Below are 23,123 nucleotides of genomic sequence, written 5' to 3' on the forward strand. Positions count from 1 at the left end.
CCAAGGGGTTGTCGGATATCCTTTGGCCGTGGAAAAGACGCTCAAGGACTAGGGGGTAGTCAAAAAGAGCAGTTGCTCTGGGGGCAGATGGTCAAGGTAATAGCCCTCTTGAGCCAGCACGATCAACAGACGCAGGCCACAATCGGGATACAGGTGCAGATCTGCCCAAGGAATGGCCACTTCTAGGCAGATGCCCAAGGCATAGCGGGCATGGCTGGGTCGCTCTTTCCACTGGTAGTTGGCGATCGCCTCCTTGAAGGCAATCTGTTGCTTTTCAAAGTCAATCACCAATTGATGGTGGTACAGGTAGTTGAGGGGGGCTTCGTCGGGGCAATCTCGCAGATCAGAGAGGGGGCTATTGTACGTCACCATGTTGGGGTAGTACCAGCAAAAGTGCAGGGTGCTGATGTCATTCCCAAAGGGCTGTTTCTGGTTCGGAGCATCAAGACGCAGATAGATATTTAGGTGATCCACCCCATACCAGAGGCGACTGATCAGCGTTTGGCGGTGCATCGTCCCGCGGCTGCCACCGATTTGAATCCGGCCAGCAAAGTTCCAGTCCTGCTCATCACCGCGCCCATCAATCTCAGGGTGAATAAAGCCTTGGGGCGGGTAGGTATCCTTGGCTTCGTGGACTTCTAAGGGATCATTGAGAACCTCAGGAATTGGCTCCCCCAATGCTGTGTAGAGCGCCATCAAATGCTCACGGAAAAGCTGATCAAACATGGCATCGTGGTTCGAGGAGTGGCCTTCACCAAACCACCAAAACCAGTCAGAGCCTTCAGCCGCCAAAAGGGCTTGCCATGCTGCCGGATTCTTCGTTTCAGTGGCTTCGGAGTGGCGTTCAAGGGTTTGGCGGGCAGCCCCTAGATAGTCCCAAGCTTTGTTTTTTACCGGATCGCCAATCCATGTACAGAAATTGCCATCAATCCAAGAGCCGCTGTGGAGAGCAGAACCCGAAATCACCGCACGTGGGGGATATTGTTGCAGATACTGCGCCACAGAAACACAGGCAAAGTGCTCGTTCTCGCTCAGGCCTTGGTAAAGCCTTTCTAAGAAGGGCAGGCCGTCGCGGGGATAGTACTCCCAGCAGTTTTCACCATCGAGGGCAATGGTCACAAGCCATGGTTGTGCCAAACTGGATTGGCCAGTCCCTTCATAGGCAATGAGTTGCTGGCGAATACCCTCAAGCTGCTTGAGCAGATCCGCTGCCGCTGCTTCGGGAGCCATGGCACTGTAGGTAAAGCCAATCAAATCCGAGAGGCGGTGATCGCGAAAGACAATGTTGAGATCCCCTTTGGCCGTGGTCAGGCGGTAGGGTTGGTAAAGAACATTGGCCTGTTGGACAACCCCCGCTTCGTTGCGGTGAAAATAGGTTCCCGTTGTCCAGCCCAAGATTGCTTCATCGGAGCAAATCCACTCAAATCCCTGCTCGACAATGGGTTCAAGAATGGCTGGACTTACGGATTGCTCTGACGGCCACAGTCCGCGGGGCGATCGCCCAAAGAATTGTTCATAAAGAACTCGCGCCCGCCGCAAATGCCGAGGAACATCTTCGGGATATTGAAACCGCTGTTGGGGCAGGGCAATGTTGGGAACCGCTACTTTGGCGGCATCGGTATCCACCAAGAGGGGCAAAATCGGGTGGGTATAGGGGGTTGTGGTGACTTCAATTTGACCCGCCTCTTGAAGGGCGCGATGCTGGGGAATGATTTGGCCAAGAATTTCCCGCTGTTTGGCAATGATCCGCTGGCGATCGCTGAGGCTAAAATCCCGCCCTTGGGACAACCATTGGGCAATCTCTGGCTCATCCCAGTAGAGGGGATCGATCCAAGCTAAATTGTGCCACGCCAACAGATCCCCATAGTCTTGGGGCTGCCAGTGTTGCCAACACCAAGTTTTCCCCTGGGTTTGCCGCTGCTCGTAGAGTTCGCGATAGCGGGGATGGGGGTCAATCATCGTGCGGTGGTGGGCATCAAAGAAATGCTCAATGATAAACCAGCGCTGCTGATCGGTGAGCTGCTCCACCGGGGTCAGTGTGGCTGTCAGATAGGGATCAAGGGCCGTACCGTTGACATAATCCTGAATTTGCAGCAACAGGGAGGGGACAAGGTTGACGGTTTGCTTGAGGCGGGGATATTTGGCGAGGACTAAGATCAGATCTAAGTAGTCCTTCGTGCCGTGGAGCCGTACCCAAGGGAGCAGGTATTGACCGGTGCGACAACTTTTGTAGAGGGGTTGGTGCTGGTGCCAAATGAAGGCAACGTGCAAGGGATAGGCCACAACCAATTTGCCTCCATGACTTAGGACAGACGCTTTCTCCAGTATTTCAGAGGAGTTTGGTGTGGTACCACTTTGTTACACAACATCTCAAACGCCGCAAGAATCTTAATACCCAATCAGGGGGTTCCCTCTCTCGTCCATATCGCCCGATCGGCAGTGGGCTTCCCGTGAATTGGAGAACTGGGGCTAGTGATCAGGCAATCCTGTGGTGCGTTGGGAAGAACAACCTAGTTAGGATAAAAGAGCCATTGGGAAAGGTTTGATGATCCTAGGCAGGAAGCCACAACCATCATCCCTCAGGAAAGCGCCTATCAGGATGAATTGATGGAGGGCGATCGCCAAGGAATGGCCCCCAAAGATTTGGATCGCCTTTGGCAAATTTTGCTGGCTGCTCAAACTAGGTCTTTCATCAAGACTTGCCCTCGGTGCGACGGGCAATTATCTTAGGGGTGACGAGTTTGCAAAGGTCTCAATGAAAGCCCAAGTGTTCCGAGGGGTGAATCAACTCAGCTACGAGGACATTCCCATCCCTGAGACTGCTGCCGATGAAGTGCTAGTGCGGGTCAGGGTGGTTGGGTTGTGCCAATCGGACATCAAAAAAATTCGCTATCCCCTCTATGAGCCGCCTCGTATTTTTGGCCATGAAACGGCGGGTGAAATTGCGGCGGTGGGTGAGGCCGTGACGGGTTGGCAGGTGGGTCAGCGGGTGGTGGTCATGCACCATATTCCCTGTATGCACTGCGCCTACTGCTTGAATGAAAACTATTCAATGTGCCATGTGTATAAAACCGTTACAACCACGGCGGGGTTTATTCCCAGTGGTGGGGGCTTTGCCGAGTATGTGAAAGTACCGGGGCACATTGTGCAGCATGGCGGTCTGATTCCGATTCCCGATGAGATTAGCGATGAAGAAGCCAGCTTCGTTGAACCCACCAACTGTTGTCTGAAGGCAGTCAAGAAGGCGGGCATTACTGCCGGTCAAACAGTGCTGATCACTGGGGCAGGGCCTATTGGCCTGATGTTTATTATGTTGGTGAATCTCTTTGGGGCACGGGCGATCGCCACCGATCTACTGCCCTCCCGAATCGCCAAAGCCAAAGAAGTGGGCGCCGCTGCCGCTTTTGATGCCCGCGATCCCGATCTCAGTGCCAAGGTGCAAGCCCTGACCCATGGCTTGGGGGTGGATGTCAGTCTTTTAGCGGTTCCCAGTGAAAAAGCCTTTTTCCAAGCCCTAGAGTGTACGCGCAAGGGGGGCAAAATTCTCTTCTTTGCCGAGTTTCCCGATGAAGTGGAAATTCCCCTCAATCCCAACATTCTCTATCGCCGTGAGATTGACCTCATGGGCAGCTACAGTTCCTCCTACCGCTTACAGTCGCTTGCCTGCGACATTATCTTTAACCGCCGCATTGATGTCAAAGCCCTGATCAGCGATCGCTATCCCCTATCAAAGCTGGCTGAAGCGGTGGAGCAGGCAGTACAGCCGACGCCGGAAACCTATAAAATCCTCATTTATCCAGAATCCTAATGCACGCCCTATCAATTCCCACGTGGATGGTGCATATTTCCAGTGTGCTGGAGTGGATGGCAGCCATTTGGTTTGTGGCACAACTGGATCGCCGCTGTCCGCAGCAGGGATGGCGGTGGTTGGCGTGGGCAATGCTACCAGCGTTGGTGAGTGCCATGTGTGCCTGTACGTGGCATTACTTCGATAATGCAGTGACACTGGCTTGGTTGGTGGATCTGCAAGCGCTGCTCACGTTCATTGGCAACTGTACCCTCTGTGGTGCAGCAGCATGGCTGTGGTGGCGATCGCAAAGCGCACTGTAGCTGCCCTCTTGAAGTAAAGCTTAACAAGATTGATTGAAATTGGCAGTGCTCAAGGACTTCCAGTATCCTGTAATCAGGTTCCCTGCAATAGGGTGTGACAAATGCAACAGTCCAATACTGAACTTTGACGTAGAACAAGGAGGAACGCTTGCCCGTCAGTCTAGCCCTAAACGCCTAAACCTCTGTGGAGGCTGCGATGGAAAGTAGTGCCGAACTCACCGCCTTGTTCGTCATCACCGTTGTCCTAGGCATTGGTGCCCAAGTGACTGCCCATTGGTTACGGCTGCCGAGTATTGTCCTGTTGTTACTGGCGGGTATTCTTTCAGGCCCCAGTGGCTTGGGGCTAGTCCATCCGGAAGTTTTAGGCGAAGGCCTAGAGGTGTTAGTGCCCCTGTGTGTGGCCTTGATTCTCTTTGAGGGGGGCTTGAGCTTAGACCTGAGCCGCGCTGACCAAGATATTACGGGTAGCCTCTGGAAGTTAGTGACGCTGGGGGGATTGGTGACGTTTGTGGCGGGGGCAATGGCTGCCCATTGGATTGGCGAATTTCCGTGGCAACTGGCTTTTCTCTATGCCTCCCTCGTGGTGGTGACCGGGCCTACGGTTGTTGGACCGCTGCTGCGGCAAGTGGGGGTAGAGCACAAGCTAGCGGTCATCCTCGAAGGGGAAGGGGTACTGATTGACCCCATTGGTGCCATTTTGGCGGTGATGGTGCTGAACGTAGTTCTCAATCAAGACCTCGGCATGGGGGCGATCGCCCTCGGGATTATTCAGCGCTTGGCAGTGGGGGTCTTGATTGGTGGTATTGGTGGCTGGTGTCTCAATCGCTTCCTGCACCGCGCTTGGTTTTTGGCGGAAGATTTGCGGAACCTGTTGGTGCTGGCAGTGCTGTGGGGGCTATTTTGGCTCTCGGATCAACTGGTGAGCGAATCCGGCTTGATGATGGCGGTGGTTCTGGGGCTGGTACTGCGTTGGTCGGATGTGCCGGGGGGGCGGCTACTGCGGCGTTTTAAGGGGCAACTGAGTACGCTCTCGATCTCGGTCTTGTTTGTGCTGCTGGCTGCGGATCTCTCGATCGCTGGTCTATTGGAGCTAGGTTGGTCGGGGGTGTTCACGGTGTTGTGCTTAATGTTCCTGATCCGTCCCCTCGGCGTTGTCCTATGTACGTGGGGCAGTGACCTCAGTTGGCAACAAAAAGCCTTCCTCAGTTGGATTGCGCCGCGGGGAATTGTTGCGGCTTCAGTGGCTTCGCTATTTTCGATTACCCTTACCAATGCGGGAATTAGTGGGGGGGATGCCATTAAAGGACAAGTGTTCCTGACGATTTTGATGACGGTTTTCGGCCAAGGCCTAACGGCGCGCTGGGTGGCAACCCAACTGAATGTGCGTGCCCAAGGGGCTTCAGGGGTGATGATTGCTGGCTGTACGCCCTTGGGTCGTTTGTTGGCGCGGATCTTGCGCGATCGCGGCGAAGAGGTGGTGATGATTGACACCGATCCTGAGGCCGTTGAACAAGCCCGCCGTGAACACCTACCCGTCTATCTCAGTAGTGCCCTTGACCTGAATATTTTGCAGGAGGCCGGCATTACTGAATTGGGCACCTATCTGGCTGTGACTAGTAATACTGAGGTGAATGCGGTGCTGGCACAGCGCGTCCTCGAAGAATTTCACCCGCCACGGGTCTTGGCCGCCCTTGAGGTAGAGGATTGTCCCCTAGGTCTGAGTCCAGCCTTTGCTCGGCAACTGTCCATCAAAAAATGGAACCAATATATCAACACTGAGGCGGTTCGTTTGGGGGAACTGGTGATTGAGGAGGAGCGATCGCAATTGCAACGCCAGCACCTTGACGCCTTGATCCGCTCTGGGAAAGTGCTTCCCCTGCTTGTGGAACGGCCAGAGGGATTGCGGGTGGTGCGAGCCAATGAAGAGTGGCAAGTGGGCGATCGCCTGATTTACCTGCTCCACAGCCCCAAACCCCATACCCTACCCGCCGCCTTAATTTCGGGCTGGCAAATGAATACCCAAGTAGAATCGGTTCTTGTCCCCAGTGAAACCCCTACGCCCAAGGGAACCTAATCTCCGGCACTGCGTCCATAGGCATCAGCAGAGTCAACGATTGACGTGTTTTCCCAATCAAAATTGCTGAGGGGTATCCAAAACCCTCTCAGATAACTTGAATACCCTCTTACTTGGAGAGATTTGCTATGCAAAGCCTCGCACAGCGCAGCTTGGCTGTTTTGAGCTGCGGTTTAATGAGTTCTGGTACCCTTGCCCTTGTAGCGGCTGTTCCGGTCCAAGCCCAATCCCGTTTTACCGATACCCAAGGCATCTGGGCACAGGCCTGTATTGACCACCTTGCCAGTCGCAACATTATCAGCGGCTATCCCGATGGCACCTTTCGCCCCTTTGCCCCCGTCACTCGGGCTGAATATGCGGCCATGCTGGGGAAGGCGTTTCCCAATGCCCCAGTGGTGCGTACCCCCAGTACGTTTAACGATGTCCCCAGCACATTTTGGGCAGCGAGTGCGATTCAAAATGCCACCCGTACCGGCTTCTTGAGTGGTTACCCCGGCAATGTTTTTCAGCCCAATCAAAATATTCCGCGTGTTCAGGCGATCGTGGCCTTGGCCAGTGGCTTGCAATATCCCACACCGCCTTCTGTGGAGGGGGTCTTAGCCCAGTTCAATGATGCGGCGGCAATTCCCGCCTATGGACGTGCCGGTGTGGCCGCTGCCACCGCTAAACAAGTGGTGGTGAACTATCCCAATGTGCAGTTCTTTGCGCCGAACCAACTGGCTACCCGTGCCGATATTGCGGCTTTCCTTTGTCAAGCAACCCGTGCCCCCGCTGCCCAAGCGCTGGTTCCCAGCCAGTACATTGCTGGTGCAGCCACCGCTTCCCCGTCACCCCTTGCTCTACCCGCCGGTCAGCAAATTCCGGCTCGCTTCCCCGATGCAGAGCGGATTGTCGTCAGTCCCAATGAAACCGTGGCGATTCGCTTGGTGACGGCGGCGGATGTGCGCGATGGCCAAGGGCGGGTTGTCATTCCCCTAGGCAGTGAAGTTTTTGGTCAGATTCAGCCGGCCCAAGGGGGGGCGCAATTTGTCGCCAACACGGTGGTGATCAATAACCGACAGCTGCCGATCGCCGCCAATTCCCAAGTCATTCGTACGATTCGCGATGCCCGTGATCCCAACATTGGCAATATTTTCCGTAATGCGGCCATTGGTTCCGCTGTTGCTGCGGGGATTTCTGGCTTGGCGGGAGACCGCAGGATTACGCCCCTGAAGGTTCTCACAGGAACCCTGACCGGTACAGCCATTGAAACCAACCAAGGACGGCCTGCTACCTCCATTATTCGCGATACGCTGATTGGTGCCGCTTTGGCCACGGGTGCTTCTGCAGTGATTGGCGATCGCAAGATTACGCCCGAAAAAGTGATTACCGGTGCAGCCGCCGGTGCCACCATTGGTGGTGCGATTGATCCAGCCGTGCAGCGACTAGTGGTGATTGATGCCAATACGGATTTGGGCTTGACCCTGACTCAACCCTTTACTGTCTCGCAATAGAGACTAGGCACGCGCTAACCCCAGCGATCGCGCGCAGTCCTCGACAGCCTTGGCCACTGCCGGTGCCACCCGTGGATCAAACACTGAGGGGATAATATAGGCTGAGTGCAGTTCCGAGGGACTGACCAAGGCCGCGATCGCTGCTGCTGCCGCGAGGAACATCTCCTCCGTCATGCGGGGTGCCCGACAGGCAAGGGTACCCTTAAACACCCCCGGAAAAGCGAGCACATTGTTGATTTGATTGGGATAGTCACTGCGGCCAGTGGCCACCACCGCCACATGATCATAAATGAGTTCGGGTTGGATTTCCGGAACGGGATTGGCCATCGCAAAAACAATCGCTTTTGGGGCCATGCGCTGCACCATTTCCAATGTCAGGACGCCGGGGGCACTCAAGCCAATAAAGACATCGGCACCCTCTAGAGCATCAGCCAGCGTTCCTGTTTCAGCGACGGCAAATTCCTGCTGTGCTGGTGTTTGTGCTTTGTCTTTTGAGAGGATGCCTTGGCGGTTGCAGAGAGTTAGATGGTGGGCGCCGGCTTTGCGCAGGAGCCTAGCCACGGCGATGCCGGCTGCCCCCGCACCGTTAATGACAATGCGCACCGTATCTAAGGATTTAGCCACTAGTTGCAGGGCATTTTTAAGGGCGGCAAGGGTGACAATGGCCGTGCCGTGCTGGTCATCGTGAAACACAGGGATATCCAATTCCGCTTGCAGACGGGCTTCGATTTCAAAGCAGCGGGGGGCGCTAATATCCTCTAGATTGATGCCACCAAAGACGGGGGCGATGTGCTTCACGGTGGCAACAATTTCATCCACCTCCTGCGTGCTCAAGCAGATGGGAAAGGCGTCCAGACCGGCAAATTCCTGAAAGAGCATAGCCTTGCCCTCCATCACCGGTAGAGCAGCCTCTGGGCCGATATTGCCCAATCCCAAGACCGCACTGCCATCACTGACAATGGCCACCGTATGGCTTTTGATCGTCAGTTTGTGCACCAATTGAGGATCGTCAGCGATCGCCTGGGACACCCGACCGACGCCCGGTGTATAGGCCATCGCCAGATCGTCGTACTCCTGAAGGGGATGCTTGCTTCTAACGGTGATTTTGCCGCCCTCATGGAGCCGAAAGGTGCGATCGCTCACCTCTAGCACCGTGGCTTGGGTGTCAGATTTCACAGCATTGACAATGGCCGCAGCATGATCGCGGCTGGCAGCCACCACCACCAGTTCCCGTAGGATTTTATTAGCGGTTTTCTCGATCAGGGTGATGGAACCCACTTGCCCCTGTTGCCCACCAATGATCTGGAGAACGGTTCCTAATTCCGTTGGATCTAAGGAAGTCTTCAATCGCAGCGTCAGACTATAGGCAGGCGTCGGGGTCAGCTTAACCATTCAGACTTAACCAAAAGTTAACGGCAAAAGGTACCGTCTGATGATAGCACCTCTGCCTAGCTTCCGGTTTGGGTGGCAATGGGCAGGGACTCGGCTTTGCAGGCGGCCAAAATGGCGCGATCGCTAGCACTAATACGACGCAAACTATAGAAACTGGGTAAATCAATTTCTGCTTGGTAGGGTTCCTCCTCATAGGTGGGTAGAACCGTCACCTGCAACTGGCGATCCCCCACGGTACCCCGAAAACAATCAAAGGAGGAATTGGGCATGTAAAACGCCCCATAGACCTTCTGATCTTTGACTTCAAAGACAATATAGCTATGACCCACCTGTTGGGGTTGGGGCGACTCGCCAAGGAGATACAGGCCATTGACCAATGGAGATTGATTTTGTCGGGCCAAGAGCGGTTGAGCGATCGCCAGCCCATTGGTGAACCCAAGGGTAACAACTCCCAATACAACTGAAAGTGACCAACCCAAACGTGCCAACGAAATCATTCTATTTCCCTACCTGAAACGCGAAGTGGCCTAAACCAGCGTTTTGAAGCCTCAACCGTAGCGAAGGGCGGTGTCGTTACGCTGATACTTTGATCCTGACAGGTGAATAGCCGTTTTTCGTTGGAACTATGCCAGTAGTGGCACAGGCACAAATTGACCCCTAAAGAGGATAGTCCTTGCTAGCGTTCCCATTTAGTCCACTGCCTTGAAGGGAAGGGAGTTTATACCATTATTTGCTGAGCAGTAGAAGATGGCAGATTGTTTGAGTTCGCTGGATGAACAGAGTTCAAGCGACAAGAGGCGATATCTTAACACTACCAATAACTAAAGAACAAAAGAACAACTACTGTTTTTGATTGATAAACTGTCAGAATTCTCATTTAATCCACTTCCCCGAAGAGAAGCAAGAGCACCTTCAACATAGCCTCTCCCAGAGCGGATTGCAACCCCCTGTTCCGAGGGATCCCTTGCGAGGGGGGTGAAATTATTTTCTACAAGGCCACTGAAAATACTCAAATCCTCTCCTAGAGAGACTCCGGTGGATTCCACGAGAGAATGGGCTTGGCGGCAATTTGCTGAATCTGTCGGACGCGGCTCAAACCCTGTGCAAAGGGCTGTAGGTGACATCAAGGGAGGAATTAATTTCTTTTTAACCTTGGTATATTTTGGGCTGATAGAAAACGTTAATTTTCTTTGCAAGGTGTTGGGGTCTGTAGTCTGGATCGCATGGATAAGGGAAAGCGAGAGGCTATGATGATTGTCAAATTGCTTCTGAGTTCGGGTTATGACACTGTACATCGGCAACCTCTCCTATGAGGCGACAGAAAACGATCTTCGCGAAGTTTTTGAAAAATATGGTGCTATTCGCCGGATTGTGTTGCCGGTGGATCGAGAAACAGGCAAACGGCGTGGCTTTGCTTTTGTTGAACTGGTGGATGAAACTCAGGAGGCCGCTGCCATTGATGATCTCGACGGTGCAACATGGCTAGGACGGGTGCTCAAGGTCAACAAGGCGAAGCCCAAACAAGCGGGGGGGCAGTCAAACCCTGCCTTCTAAGGGCATACTGGTAGGGAAGTGCTGTTCACTCTTCCTGCTATGCCTCGACGTTCGCCATCGCCACCGCGTCCCCGTCCTCAAACTCGTCGTCCCCCACAGCCAGAATCAAAGTCAGCGGTGAATACCCGCACTCTGGCAGTGTTGGGAGGGGTCTTTATTATTGGCGTCGGTGTGGGTGTCACCTTTAGCAAAACGACCACCCTCAATCCTGATAACGTGGCTTCAACGCAGTTTATTGATCAGGCGGCGCCCAATCCCGATATTTGTGTGCAATTTGGCGCGAGCGCGATCGCGGTGGATACGCGGATTTTTGTCACCTTTAACCCCTTCTCGGTCTTTGTTTCCCAACCTGTGATGCAACCGGGCTGTGTGATTCGCGCCAATAACGTCGCCCTCTTAGAACAGCGACAACTCATTACGGGTGAGCAATTGCGCAGTTGTCGGCAACGGCTGAATACCTTTGGCTATGTGGGCAACTTGGAGAGTAACCCGGAAATAAGCTGTGTCTATCAGAGCACAACAGATAAAAACCTCTTCCTCAAACTCTCAGGCTTGGGCAATGGTGCTGCGGGTGAAACCGGTAATTTCTAGGACGCAACAATGAAGGCGATGAAGTGGCCACGGCTGCGCTGGCGTGCAAGTCAGGGTGTACAACGCTTGGGTACAGCCTTTCTCTTGGCGGGTCAGGTGATCTTTTATCTGGTGCGGGGGCGAATTGCGCTGCGCAACTCAATTGAGCAAATGGCTTTGGTGGGGCCTGCCTCCCTCAGTGTTGCCCTGATTACAGCGGCCTTCGTGGGTATGGTGTTTACGATTCAGGTCGCCCGTGAATTTATTACCTTTGGTGCCACCTCTGCGGTGGGTGGCGTACTGGCGATCGCCCTAGCGCGGGAACTAGGGCCAGTACTGACAGCGGTGGTACTCGCCGGGCGAGTTGGCTCTGCCTTTGCGGCTGAAATTGGCACCATGAAAGTCACTGAGCAAATTGACGCCCTCTATATGTTGGGCACGGATCCTGTAGATTATCTGGTGGTGCCACGGTTTATTGCCTGTGTGCTGATGTTGCCCATTCTCAATATCTTGGCACTCGTAACGGGGCTGTGGGGGGGCTTGATGATTGCCGATTATCTCTACGGCATTCCCCGTGGGGTCTATATTGAGTCCATTCAGAACTTTCTGCAAACTTGGGATCTGTGGAGTTCAATTATCAAGTCAGGCATTTTTGGCGGTGTGGTGGCCATCATTGGCTGCAATTGGGGCATTACAACCACAGGGGGCGCCAAGGGGGTCGGTCAATCCACTACGGCGGCTGTGGTGATCTCGCTATTGGCAATCTTTATTCTCAACTTTTTCCTGTCTTGGGCTCTCTTTGGCGGCAGCAGTAGCCTCGTACCCACGTTTTAGAGGGCTAGTCTGTGGAACTGCGGGTGGGGGAAGGCTGGCGGGTGGGCTGGCGCAATGATCAATTCTATGCCGCTCTGGTGGGCGCTGAGGATTGGGCCACGGAACTCACCGCAGTAGAATTCAAGGCATTTGTGGATTTATTTTGCCAACTTCACGGGCAGCTTCAGGCGATCGCCCCCGAATTGATGGCAGAGGAAATGATTACCCTCAGTGGCAGCAACGATGCTGTGCATTTGGAATTGGAGGGCTATCCCCATGCCTATAGCCTGCATCTAATTGTGTTGGGCGATCGCCGAGTTGAGGGGACATGGCCTGCTCCTGTGCCCCCAGACTTTCTCCTTGCCTGCTGTGAGTTGCAGCACAGGATTGCGGAGGGGCAAAGTTTAGAATAGAAGACATCCTTCTCGGTTGCGATCGCCCCTATGACCTCTGCCAAATCCTCGAAGGTCAGCCCCGCTTTGGCGGCACTGGTTAACACCATTAAGCAACTGCAACAGCAAGAGCAAATTGGCGGACTCATTGCTCCCTTGGTCAGCTTTGTCCAAGAAACCCTCGGCATGTCCTTTGTCTGGCTGGGACTATACAATGAAGCCGCCAAACAACTCATTGGCCAAGGGGGAACCACGCCCGTTGGTGATCATCCCTTCCTCAAGCAGAAACTGACCCTTGCTGCCGGCAGCCTTCTCGATCAGGTGTTGATGAACCGCAAGCCGATTAGTTTGCCCAGTCTCAAGGAGGAAGTACGTCTAGCAGAGTTACGGGAAGCCGCTACCCGTTTGGGCATTCAAGGCACGGCCATCTATCCCATTATCCGCCATCGTCAACCCCTCGGCATTCTCATGATCGGTTCCACCACATGGGGCGATACCCTGCGGGGGGATGATTTGGCCCACATGAGCCTCTTGGTGAGTGCCCTTGGCGCCGAACTGGAACGCCTAACAGCCACGCCAGCAACGAAAGCAGCACCAGAAGCAAAGCAAGCGGCTGCTCCCACAATTACTAGTGATGACCCCGTACGCCATCTGCTTCAGGAGGCCAGTCGTGCGCCTAGCTTGGGTCAACGCATTGAAGCCCTGTTGCGGGCAGTGCACCAATTCTGTCAACCTCAACGTACCAGCCTCTTTTGGCGAGATTTGGAGCAACCCCTCTATCGGCGGCGCAGTTACACCGTTGGTAAACCCCAGAGCCGCGAGAGCCAGCGGCAACCCTTAGCGATTACACAGCAGGAGTTAGCAGGTTGTTATACTGCCCTTGCCAGCGGCCAAACCGTGAGTGTCAGCGATAGTCAAAGTGTGGTCAGTGCTACCGCACCCTTACGGTTAATGCAAATGCTGAATTGCCGTGCCCTAGTGGCGACCCCGATTCTGGTGGGCACCGATGTCGTGGGCTTTCTCACATTCGAGCGCAGTGAGCCTTACCCTTGGAATGACAATGAAAAGAAACTTCTCCAAGTCACCGCAGAGCTATTGGCCTTGGCAGCCCCCACTGAACGCCTCGAGCACCTCCTAGCACAGACCCAGCATGCCCAAAGCTTGGTGAGTGAGTTGGCGCAAGCGATTTGTGATGAGCAGGACTGGAAGCGGGTGCTCCAGCATGCGGGCGAAAGGTTAGCGGCAGATTTAGGGGCACAGTGGGTCTTTTTGTTAAGCTACAACTCCCTGACCCAAGCGTTTGATGTCCTATTTCAGTATCCAGCGCCCCGGGGGCGCGATCGCCATCCGCCCTTCCCGCCATTACAAAAAATGGATTGGCAACTTTTGGAAACGGCCACCACAGCCATTGCCCTTGAGGACTATAGCCATGAACTGCGCCTCTACTCTTGGAAAGAGGTTCTCGACAAGCTGCATATCCAGTCCCTTGTGGTAGCAACCACCACCCCCGGCCATTCCTTGGAAGCACTGCTGTTAGTGGGGCGCACTGAACCCACAGTTTGGAGCAAAAGTCAGCAAACCCTGATCCAGGAGGTGGCGCGCACCCTTGGCCTCATTAGCCATCAGTGGCAACTGCAAACCACCAATACGCAGCAGGAGCAGGTGCGATCAGCGATGTTGGCGGGTTTTACGGCACTGCAACGCACCCAAAACCTCGAGCGCATTGAACTGACGGGCTTACAGCAGCTCATGAACTTAATGCAGGTGCCCCTTGTGGCCTTAGTGACTTGGCGACCCGGTCAGACGGTTGGTTCGATTGTGGCACCGCCCCCCGGCCATCCCAAATTTGCCATTCGCAACGATGCTGAGATTGCCCTCTATGAGGATCCGCTGATCCACAGTGCCCTGATGGCCTCCCAAGCCGATGTCAGCAGCAATCCCTACGCTTGGTTAATTCAAACCACAGCAGCAGAACTGGATCCGCGTACGCGGGAATGGCTATCAGGACCAGACATTGGCCAAATTTTGGCGATCGCCCTGCGCACTGATCCGGAATACGAACCCTCTGGGGTTCTCATTGTCGCCGATCGCCGCGATCGCCGGTGGTCAACCTTGCACCTAGAGGCCTTCCTTACCCTTGTCAACCATTTGGCTTGGGCACACCGCAGTACTTCCCTCATTCAAATGCTCACCCAAGGCTGGCAAACCCTTGAAACCCTCAACTGGTACAAGCACCGTCGCCTTGAACAGGTCTATAGTCAACTTGCGAGTCTCTGCAATCAGTTGACGCAATGGGTTCAGCAACACCCTGAGGCGGCTCCCCTGCTGCGGCGGTTGGGCACACTCCTGCAAACCCAGTTGGAATCCCTCCATCCCCTCTTGAGTCATGAGGTATGGCAACTGGACAAAACGACTGACACAGCAGGCCTAGCGGTGCTCCTCAAGCGAGTGATGGATCGCATCGAAAATTGGAAGCAGCGCAAACAACTGTGGATTCAAGTTCACAATCAACCTGTCCTCACCCTCAATGGTGACATTAGCAAGCTGGAGTTAATCCTTTACGAGTTGTTGCTTTTTGCCTGCCAGCGATCGCCCTCCCAAGGCCGCATTGACATCTGGTGCCAACAAATTGAAGGCATGGGTCAGGGGGGCAAAATGCAGTCTTGGCTGGAACTGTCAATCACCGACAATGGGGAAATAGAGCCACAGTTACTCATTAAACTGCACCAACTCGAACATCTCGACTGGCTTGCTCCCTCCAGCCTTGATCAGCCCCCCGGACGACACCTCAAAGTCTGCTTTAACCTGTGTCAACGCCTAGGCTATAACCTCGATATGTATAAATTAGAGGATGGCCGCTTCCTGAGTCGTCTGCTCATTCCCCTGAATAGTGGCGACACGGGTACCTTTGAATTGCAATCCTCACAGCCGCGCCAATGACCCTAAGCACGATCGCCCTTCTTGGCCTCCCGAACACTGGTAAATCCACATTTTTCAATCGCATTGCCGCTGCCCGTGCCCATGTAGGCAACTGGCCGGGGATTACGGTGGACTTAGCAGAAGCCGAGATTTCCCTCAATGGTGAAATGGTTAAACTGGTGGATTTGCCGGGCATCTACGATCTGGCGGGGACGGCTGCCGATGAAACCCTTGTGCGTGAGTTTTTCCAACGGGTGCCGGTGCGGCTGGTGTTGGTTATTCTCAATGCCAGTCAGATTCAGCATCAATTGCGCTTAGCCCTTCAGGTGAAGGCTTGGGGACTACCAATGGTGGTGCTCCTGAATATGGCCGATGAAGCGCGGCAACTGGGGATTCAGATTGATACCGAGAAATTGAGCGATCGCCTTGGGGTGCCGGTGGTGGCCCTGAGTGCCAAATATGGTGGTGGTTATTGGGAGGCCTACGCAACGATTTGCCATGCCCTCAAGGAAGCACCGATTCCCCAAGCCCCGCTCTTCAAGCCAACGTTGCCAGAAATTGAACCGGGGGCGATCGCGCCCCTATTGGCGGGCACCGTTACTTTCCCCAGTCGCACCGTTCGCAGACTAACAGAACAGTTGGATCACTGGTTGCTACACCCTTTGTGGGGACTGCCCCTCTTTTTTGTAGGGCTATACCTTGTCTTTCAAGTGGTATGGGTGCTAGGGCTGGGGGTTCAAGGCTGGCTTAGTGATGCGTTTGAAGCCTTTCAGGGACAGGTGCTGGAGCCATTCCTCGCGGGGCTGCCCCCCTTGCTCAGCAGTTTGCTCATTGAGGGCATCTATGGCGGTATGACCACGGTGGCAGCGTTTGTGCCCTTAGTCACCATCTTCTTTATTGTGATGGCGATCGTTGAGGACAGTGGCTACCTTGCCCGTGCCGCCTACCTGATGGATGGCCTGATGGCACGCTTGGGTTTAGATGGACGCAGTTTCGTCCTCAGCTTGATGGGCTTTGGCTGCAATGTCCCCGCCCTGATGGCCACCCGCATTATTCGCTCGCCGGGGCTGCGGCTACTGACGATGCTGATCATTCCCTTTTCCCTCTGCTCAGCGCGGCTACAGGTGTTTGTCTTTCTCATTGCCTGTTTGTTTCCCCCGCAGTGGGGGGCAGTCGTCCTGCTGTCTCTCTATGGCTGGAGTATTCTGGCGGCCTTGCTTACTGCCCTCTGTTTCCAGGGCTATTTCCCGAATACGGATCCCTTTTTGCTGGAGTTGCCCCCCTATCGCTGGCCGACGGGGCGACAGGTGATTCTGCGGGCGTGGGGCGAGGTGCGGCATTTTCTCTCGCGAGCCGCGGGCTTCATTATGATAGGTGTCTTGGTGGTGTGGGCATTGACCCATTTACCCCTGAATGCAACGCCCTCAAGTCCAGAAACGTGGGCGGGTCAACTGGGGATAGCGCTACAGCCGCTTTTGGCACCGGTGGGCATTACACCTGCCCTAACGATCGCCCTGATTGTCGGCTTTGTGGCCAAGGAGATTGTGATTGGCGCGTTGGCGGTAATCTATCACCTTTCGGGTACCTCGTTACAGCAGGCGATCGCCCAAGATTTAACGCCCCTACAGGCCTACAGCTTTATGCTTTTTACTCTCCTGTACACCCCCTGCTTGAGCACCCTTGCCACCCTCTGGAGTGAATCGAAACGCGGGCAGTTTACGATTTTTGCGACCCTCTATGCCTTGGTGATGGCGTGGGTGGTGAGTGGCAGTGTCTATCAACTGGGGCACTGGTGGGGATGGGGCTAATGGCCACCCTTTGTGGCATTGGCGTAGGCCCCGGCGATCCCGAACTCATTACCCTCAAGGGTTGGCGACGCTTACAGCAAGCAAGGGTGATTGCCTTTCCGGCGGGACTACAAAGACGGCGCGGCATTGCCGAGGAGATCATTTCCCCCTACAAAGACCCCCAGCAAATGTATCTGCCCCTCGAATTCCCCTATGTCCTTGCAGAAGATGTTCTAGAACAGGCATGGCAAAAGGCGGCAGAGCAAGTCTATGCCTACCTCGCTCAGGGCATTGATGTGGTCTTTGTCTCTGAGGGGGATGTCAGTTTCTACAGTACGTTTTCCTATCTAGCGGCAGCCGTCCAGAGCCTTGACCCCCATATTGCGATTGAAGTGATTCCGGGAATTTGCTCGCCTTTGGCTGCAGCGGCTAGCTTAGGGGTGCCCCTGACCTTGGGGAGCGATCGCCTAGCGATTTTGCCAGCAATGTACCACGTGGAGGACTTGACGCGGGTATGGGCATGGGCGGAGGTGGTGGTTTTAATGAAGGTGCGATCGGTCTATGGCCACGTCTGGCATTGGCTCAAGGAACAAGACTTGTTCGATCAAGCAGCAGTAGTGACTTGGGCAACAACCCCCAAACAGCAGATTTACGCCTCCCTTAGGGACTATCCAGAATTGGAATTGCCCTACTTTTCGCTGCTCATTGTTTGGAAGCGGCGCCTGCAGGCTTGGGGAGTAGGGGGAAGGGAATAAAAGCTTGTACCTGTTCCCCAGCTACTTGGGTTATTGCATACTATCCTGTTAGCCCACGCCCCATAGCCGGTTGGCATATCTATGATTTGTTAAATAAGCCTAGACTCTATTCAACGAAAGTGCTCTGTCGTTAAATAAGACTTAACAACCTAGCTTTGGTGTTCATGACAATCCTAGATGTCCACTCAAATAGTCCTGTAACTGTTGGGCATGGTCGTGGGCGAGATCGGCTAAGGGGAGGTCACTGAGGGGAAAGGCTTGTACTGCACGCACTTCCTTGACATCCAAAACCTGCGGCTCACCAACAACGCGGGCAGCGATCGCGATACACACGGCATGAACACGGGGATCTCGCTTCGGGTCGGAGTAAACCCCCACTAGGCCTTCAAAGCTCTTGAGGCGCAGCCCTGTTTCTTCCGCCAGTTCGCGGGCACCCGTATCAAGAATCGTTTCTCCCCAGTCCATCATGCCCCCCGGCAGTGACCATTGGCCGGTATCGCGGCGTTGAACCAAAATTAGGTGATCGCCCGCTGTCAAGGCAATCACCGACACTGCCACAAAGGGGTGCCGCCAGAATCGCTTCAGGAAAAAACGGACAACTCGCCAGAACCAATTCACGCTTGCAGCTGCTCCAGATCTGCCAGCACTTGTGCCACATGGGCATCGGGCTTCACCCGCCGATAAATAGCCGCAATTTTGCCCGTGGGATCGATGAGAAACGTATCCCGATAAACACCGAGATATTCCTTGCCCATGAACTTTTTCGGACCATAGCTGCCGTAGGCTTGGGCAACGCTGGTGTCCACATCGGCCAGCAGACGAAAGGGCAAGTTAAGCTTTTGCTGAAATTTGGCGTGGGAGGCGACACTATCGGGGCTAATGCCTAGGATAACGACGTTGCGATCGCCCAAGGTGGCACTGACATCGCGGTAGGCACAGGCTTCTTTGGTGCAGCCGGGGGTATTGTCACGGGGATAAAAGTAGAGAATCACCCACTGACCTTGAAAGTCCGCCAAACGCACCCGCTCACCCGTAGCATCCGCCAGTTCAAAGGAAGGGGCGATCGCCCCAACGGTCAGGGACATTTCTGAGCAATTTCCAATGGTTGGCCATATCTATCTTCCCCCAGTTTGGCTCCTGCTGTGGTGGCTAAGGGGCGTAGCCTTTAGCCCTCAGAGATAAAGAGGCGAATGAACAGGTACAGCATGAGCTGGCGATAACGATAGAGCAGGAAGGCGATCGCCGGTGTCAGAACCACAAAAAAGCCGTACAGCCCCACCACGGTGGCTAAGTCCGTGTGAAAAAAGTCGCGAGCCAGACGCACAAAATCGTGATCAATGCCCCCTTTGCCCATCAGGTACATCTCTCGAAACACAGGATTAAACTGCAACTGCCAAGCAAAGCGCATATTAAAAAACACAATGAAAAACCCCACCATACCGTAGAGGGGACGTTCAATGGGATAGCGGCAGCCCCAACCACTGAGGGCACGGTAGAGAAAAACGACGGCAAAAATGAGTTCAAAGCCATGCCCCATCGCTACAAAGAGCATTTCATGGACTGGACTAAAGGCCACAAGGGTATAAAGCAGCGTAAAGACCCCAAGGCAAATAAGGGTCAGCCGATTGTGACGGTAGAAATAGGCCAAGGCCAGCAATCCCGTATAAATGAGCAGAACGATGCCGCCCGCGCGATCGCCATGGAGAGTGACGCCACCACCGTAGCGAAAATCAAAGGCGGGAACCGCTGGATAGCCAAAGAGCCACGCCATTACTGCATGACCCATTTCGTGGACAAGGGTAATCAGCGGACTGAGCAAAAACATCACCTGCTCTGACGTAAGAAGAAGGAGCGATAGACCCAACCCCGCCGCGATCACTTGCCAATCTTTGGTGCTGAGGGGTTGGACAGGAATGCCGAACTCTTCCTTGCGAGGAGGAGAAGGGAGGGAGAGAGTCTGACGTAGATGCTCCCCCTTGGCAAGGCGTTGTAACTCATGGCGACTGATGAGATCAAGCACCTCTTCCCAGAGTTCATGGCTGTCTTGGCAGGCCGTGATCAGGATGCTGCTGTGGGCATAGCTTGGCCAGTGGATCAGTTCGCGAGCGAGTAGCGTTAGCACAATTGCAGCTGGGACACTCGTTGGACACTGGAGGTGCAACAAGAGACATTCGCGCCGCTGGCTCACCGTGACGGTTATCCCCTTGGGAGCAAGGGCCGCTTCTAGGAGGGCTTGAATGGCCTTGAGATCTCCAGTGGCAGCCGCTGGGCGCAGGGAGGAGCGGGTCATGATCTACTCCGATTCCAGTCGGCGTAACCATTCGCGATCGATGGCTTCCGATTGGGCGAGTTCCTGCTCCACTAAATCCTGATCTGAGCGATAGATAACATCCTGTTCACGGATTTGCCGCTGCTGGGCATAGGCTTGAGCTGCCCGTAATTTGGCACGCAACTGCGGTGTGGGATTGGTCAGAATATTGGCGTAGTGGTAGCGGCGGGCATTGCGATCGCGAATGCGTTGATTTTGCCACAGTAACCAGTAGTACCGCCCCAAGGGAATACCCAAAAAGCCAATACCATAGCCCAGCAAAATCCAAAAGATGGAGGCCACAAAGGCCACCAGCCCCCCCAGTTCTTGGGCGATCGCCCCATCTCCCAAGAGGTACCACAGCATCAGCGCCCCGATCAGATTGACACAGCCCAAGCCAATGGCCACCATAATTTGCCAAGCGGGTGCCCGACTAAAGCGCCAGCGGTGCTCTTCCAAGATGGGGGGAAGCGTCTGCCGTTGCCCTTTGCGAGTTTGAGCCGTCGTTTGTAACTCAGGAAAGCGATAGATAATCTGCCCTGTCTCTGTGACTTCGGGGCGACCGTTAAAGTGGGTGAGCACCGGCAGCATATACCACTCATCGTCCCCCGGATCTGTTTCTAAATCGAGATAGGGGGCAATTTGCTCTGCCGTGACTGCCCCGCCATTGTTGCGGATCACTTGGCCAATGAGTTGCCAGCGGCGTTCTTCGAGGTCGGCATTGGGATTGCCATCGCCAAAGAGGAAAGAATAGACCCCCTCAAAGAAGTTCATTTCCTCGTCATTGTCCTGTGACCGGGGGCGCGATCGCTGGGGAGAGGGATCGCCAAAGAAATACCAAAAGTCGGGAAAGACCCAAAAATTGATGCCACCGCCCCCCCAAGAGCCGCCTTGGCCGCGATCGTCACCGTCTCGCCCTTGACTGGAAAGGGCAATCAAAATGATGGCGATCGCCAGAAAAATCAGAACTATCGAAACAATGAGAAAAATACCAAAGGAAATGCGAATCAGATAGAAAACAACACCCCAAACCCGCTGCGCCACCGCCCGCAGTCGCAGTTGCCAGTATTTTGCTTGCAGGATATTGCGAAAATTTCTCGGGAAGACGTAGGCAATATCGCCGCTTTCGGCCACTTGTAGCGTGCCGCCAACATCGGCAGCCAAGGCCATTAATCCTTTTTCAGCCGTTTGCAGTGGTAATCCCACCGTACCCGCCACATCCCCTGCGGTCACTCGGTACCCCAGTGTTTCTACAGCTTGCATTAGGCGGCGATCGACCGTCATGTTTGCCTCCCTCTTCGGTAAAAGGCCTCCTGTTCCACCCTAACGTTTTCCCACAGGTCTTGGCGAGACAAAAAAAGAACCCACCCCAAGGGCAGGTTCACAGCACGGATCAGTCTGAGACAGAGGGGCAATTAGCCCACCGCTTCAAAATAGACTTTGGATTTGACAGGGTCAGGGTTCATCGTTTTGTCGCCGGGTTGCCAGCCCGCAGGGCAGACTTCGTCGGGGTGAGCTTGGACGTATTGAATCGCTTGTAGCACCCGCAGGGTCTCATCGACGCTGCGGCCAAAGGCCAGGTTATTGATCGTTGCGTGTTGGATAATCCCTTCTTTGTCAATGATGAAGAGACCGCGCAGTGCCACCCCTTCCTCGGTCAGCACGTTGTAGGCGGTGCTGATTTCTTTTTTCAGATCAGACACGAGGGGATATTTGAGATCGCCCACACCACCAGCTTTGCGATCGGTTTGCGTCCACGCCAAGTGGGAGAACTGGCTATCCACAGACACGCCAAGGATTTCGGTGTTCAGTTTGGCGAATTCATCGTAGCGATCGCTAAAAGCGACAATTTCTGTGGGGCAAACAAACGTGAAGTCCAAAGGATAGAAGAACAAAACAACGTACTTACCGCGATAGTCCGAGAGCTTGACGGTTTTGAACTCTTGGTCATAAACAGCAACCGCTTCAAAATCCGGGGCGGGCTGACCAACACGCAGACAGTCAGACATAGAAAACCTCGTACTCCTAACTACGACAGGTTGAATAGAGCTGTTCACATTTTTTAACAGCTATGCTTACTATATCATACTCATAACGGTTTTGATTATGAAATAGCTGATCGCTGCCACCGTTGCTCAAGGAAGCGGGAGAGCCGTGACAGAGGAAAACAGAGGGCAAAGTAGAACATCGCACCCAAGACATAGATAAAGAGCTTCCGCTGCGGATCGGTAATGGGATTGGCAAAGGTGCTCGTCATGTTTTGCAGTTCGGGCACACCAATCACCACCAAGAGGGCGCAGTCCTGCATCAGCGTAATGAAGTTATTGGTAAAGGGGGGCAGGATAATCAAAATGGCTTGGGGCAGAATAATCCGCCATAGGGTTTGCCGACCCGAGAGGCCAAGGCTGAGGCTGGCTTCTGTTTGTCCCTTGGGAACCCCCTCTAGGCCACTGCGAAAGACCTCACTCAAATAGGCACCATAGTTAAAGCCCAAGCCAAGAATGCCGTAGAAAATGTAGTTAAAAAGCGGCGACACCAAGCGGTTGCTTTGCAGCACAGTCATGACATCAAAGGCAATTTGCCGAGGATCAAAACCCCATTGACTCAAGAGCCCACCAATGCCAAAGCCCCACACCAGCAGTTGCACCAAGGTTGGGGTACCGCGCACAAATTCAATGTAAACCGTACTCAGCCAGCGCAATGGCGGGACAGGATGCAACCTCGCCCAGGTGGCGATCGCCCCCAGGATGACCGCCAACAGCAAACTAAAGACTGAGATCAAAAACGTCGTAATTGCCGCCTGCAGGAGAAACGGCGCGTACAGTATCAACGTCTCATGAAAGTAATAAAGGTAGCCACAAAAGGCAAGAATGCCCAGTCCTAGGCACACCAAAAAGATGCCATTGAGCCATTTTGCCCAAGGAGGAATAAACGGTGCCACTTGCTGCATTCTCGA

At 54.2% G+C, this 23,123-nt stretch carries 20 protein-coding genes; 11 read left to right on the forward strand and 9 right to left on the reverse strand.

Annotated features, from left to right (window positions below):
- Positions 1 to 48: 48 nt before the first annotated feature.
- Positions 49 to 2,283 carry a glycoside hydrolase gene (locus QYC28_RS10845; protein ID WP_149820732.1) on the reverse strand — a complete coding sequence of 745 codons (2,235 nt, stop codon included), beginning with the start codon at positions 2,281 to 2,283 and terminating at the stop codon, positions 49 to 51.
- Positions 2,284 to 2,755: 472 nt separating this feature from the next.
- On the opposite strand from QYC28_RS10845, the gene QYC28_RS10850 reads away from it, so the two are divergent.
- From QYC28_RS10850 to QYC28_RS10865, 4 genes are all read left to right on the forward strand, one after another.
- On the forward strand, positions 2,756 to 3,808 hold the full coding sequence (locus QYC28_RS10850) for a zinc-dependent dehydrogenase (protein WP_302679473.1): 1,053 nt from the start codon (positions 2,756 to 2,758) through the stop codon (positions 3,806 to 3,808).
- A complete protein-coding gene (locus QYC28_RS10855; RefSeq protein WP_149820737.1) occupies positions 3,808 to 4,110 on the forward strand; it encodes a DUF2499 domain-containing protein in 303 nt (100 codons plus the stop codon). Before QYC28_RS10850 ends, QYC28_RS10855 begins: the two co-directional genes overlap by 1 nt.
- Before the next feature lie 196 nt (positions 4,111 to 4,306).
- Positions 4,307 to 6,184: a sodium:proton antiporter gene (locus tag QYC28_RS10860; protein WP_302679474.1), complete on the forward strand. Its 1,878-nt coding sequence runs from the start codon at positions 4,307 to 4,309 to the stop codon at positions 6,182 to 6,184.
- Between the two features lie 128 nt (positions 6,185 to 6,312).
- Entirely contained in the window at positions 6,313 to 7,677 is a 1,365-nt protein-coding gene (locus QYC28_RS10865; protein WP_149820741.1) for an S-layer homology domain-containing protein, read from the forward strand.
- A gap of 3 nt (positions 7,678 to 7,680) precedes the next feature.
- Here the strand turns inward: QYC28_RS10865 and QYC28_RS10870 are convergent, their stop codons facing one another.
- Together QYC28_RS10870 and QYC28_RS10875 are read right to left on the reverse strand one after the other, a co-directional pair.
- Positions 7,681 to 9,069: an NAD-dependent malic enzyme gene (locus QYC28_RS10870; RefSeq protein WP_149820743.1), complete on the reverse strand. Its 1,389-nt coding sequence runs from the start codon at positions 9,067 to 9,069 to the stop codon at positions 7,681 to 7,683.
- A 56-nt stretch (positions 9,070 to 9,125) separates the two neighbouring features.
- The gene (locus QYC28_RS10875) at positions 9,126 to 9,566 is read right to left on the reverse strand and encodes a hypothetical protein (protein ID WP_149820745.1); all 441 of its coding nucleotides are present in this window, start codon (positions 9,564 to 9,566) and stop codon (positions 9,126 to 9,128) included.
- A gap of 784 nt (positions 9,567 to 10,350) precedes the next feature.
- Between QYC28_RS10875 and QYC28_RS10880 the strand changes: the two genes are divergently transcribed.
- Genes QYC28_RS10880 through QYC28_RS10910 form a run of 7 tightly spaced genes read left to right on the forward strand, consistent with a single transcriptional unit; the run spans position 10,351 to position 17,859 of the window.
- Positions 10,351 to 10,623, forward strand: coding sequence for an RNA-binding protein (locus QYC28_RS10880; RefSeq protein WP_149820749.1), 273 nt, complete (start codon positions 10,351 to 10,353; stop codon positions 10,621 to 10,623).
- Positions 10,624 to 10,662: 39 nt separating this feature from the next.
- The gene (locus tag QYC28_RS10885) at positions 10,663 to 11,214 is read left to right on the forward strand and encodes a DUF3172 domain-containing protein (RefSeq protein ID WP_190278074.1); all 552 of its coding nucleotides are present in this window, start codon (positions 10,663 to 10,665) and stop codon (positions 11,212 to 11,214) included.
- Between the two features lie 18 nt (positions 11,215 to 11,232).
- The gene (locus QYC28_RS10890; protein ID WP_399363245.1) at positions 11,233 to 12,027 is read left to right on the forward strand and encodes an MlaE family lipid ABC transporter permease subunit; all 795 of its coding nucleotides are present in this window, start codon (positions 11,233 to 11,235) and stop codon (positions 12,025 to 12,027) included.
- A gap of 11 nt (positions 12,028 to 12,038) precedes the next feature.
- A complete protein-coding gene (locus QYC28_RS10895; RefSeq protein ID WP_149820755.1) occupies positions 12,039 to 12,419 on the forward strand; it encodes a DUF1818 family protein in 381 nt (126 codons plus the stop codon).
- Positions 12,420 to 12,449: 30 nt separating this feature from the next.
- A complete protein-coding gene (locus QYC28_RS10900; protein ID WP_302679475.1) occupies positions 12,450 to 15,338 on the forward strand; it encodes a GAF domain-containing protein in 2,889 nt (962 codons plus the stop codon).
- Positions 15,335 to 17,125 carry a ferrous iron transport protein B gene (gene feoB / locus QYC28_RS10905; protein ID WP_302679476.1) on the forward strand — a complete coding sequence of 597 codons (1,791 nt, stop codon included), beginning with the start codon at positions 15,335 to 15,337 and terminating at the stop codon, positions 17,123 to 17,125. The genes QYC28_RS10900 and feoB overlap by 4 nt, the downstream gene beginning before the upstream one ends.
- A complete protein-coding gene (locus tag QYC28_RS10910; RefSeq protein ID WP_399375244.1) occupies positions 17,116 to 17,859 on the forward strand; it encodes a precorrin-2 C(20)-methyltransferase in 744 nt (247 codons plus the stop codon). Before feoB ends, QYC28_RS10910 begins: the two co-directional genes overlap by 10 nt.
- A gap of 162 nt (positions 17,860 to 18,021) precedes the next feature.
- Here the strand turns inward: QYC28_RS10910 and QYC28_RS10915 are convergent, their stop codons facing one another.
- The 6 genes from QYC28_RS10915 to QYC28_RS10940 all read right to left on the reverse strand — a co-directional run bounded on the left by QYC28_RS10915 (position 18,022) and on the right by QYC28_RS10940 (position 23,117).
- Positions 18,022 to 18,477 (reverse strand): NUDIX domain-containing protein, encoded by a 456-nt coding sequence (locus tag QYC28_RS10915; protein ID WP_149820763.1) that lies wholly within the window; start codon positions 18,475 to 18,477, stop codon positions 18,022 to 18,024.
- A complete protein-coding gene (gene bcp / locus QYC28_RS10920; RefSeq protein ID WP_286625685.1) occupies positions 18,474 to 18,944 on the reverse strand; it encodes a thioredoxin-dependent thiol peroxidase in 471 nt (156 codons plus the stop codon). Before bcp ends, QYC28_RS10915 begins: the two co-directional genes overlap by 4 nt.
- An 80-nt stretch (positions 18,945 to 19,024) precedes the next feature.
- Positions 19,025 to 20,149 (reverse strand): hypothetical protein, encoded by a 1,125-nt coding sequence (locus QYC28_RS10925; protein WP_302679478.1) that lies wholly within the window; start codon positions 20,147 to 20,149, stop codon positions 19,025 to 19,027.
- Positions 20,150 to 20,152: 3 nt separating this feature from the next.
- The gene (locus QYC28_RS10930; protein WP_302679479.1) at positions 20,153 to 21,451 is read right to left on the reverse strand and encodes a hypothetical protein; all 1,299 of its coding nucleotides are present in this window, start codon (positions 21,449 to 21,451) and stop codon (positions 20,153 to 20,155) included.
- A 131-nt stretch (positions 21,452 to 21,582) separates the two neighbouring features.
- Positions 21,583 to 22,176: a peroxiredoxin gene (locus QYC28_RS10935; protein WP_149820771.1), complete on the reverse strand. Its 594-nt coding sequence runs from the start codon at positions 22,174 to 22,176 to the stop codon at positions 21,583 to 21,585.
- A 95-nt stretch (positions 22,177 to 22,271) separates the two neighbouring features.
- On the reverse strand, positions 22,272 to 23,117 hold the full coding sequence (locus tag QYC28_RS10940) for an amino acid ABC transporter permease (RefSeq protein WP_149820773.1): 846 nt from the start codon (positions 23,115 to 23,117) through the stop codon (positions 22,272 to 22,274).
- Between the last annotated feature and the right edge of the window lie 6 nt (positions 23,118 to 23,123).

This window comes from Thermosynechococcus sp. HY596 (assembly GCF_030518715.1).
Classification (GTDB): Bacteria; Cyanobacteriota; Cyanobacteriia; order Thermosynechococcales; family Thermosynechococcaceae; genus Thermosynechococcus.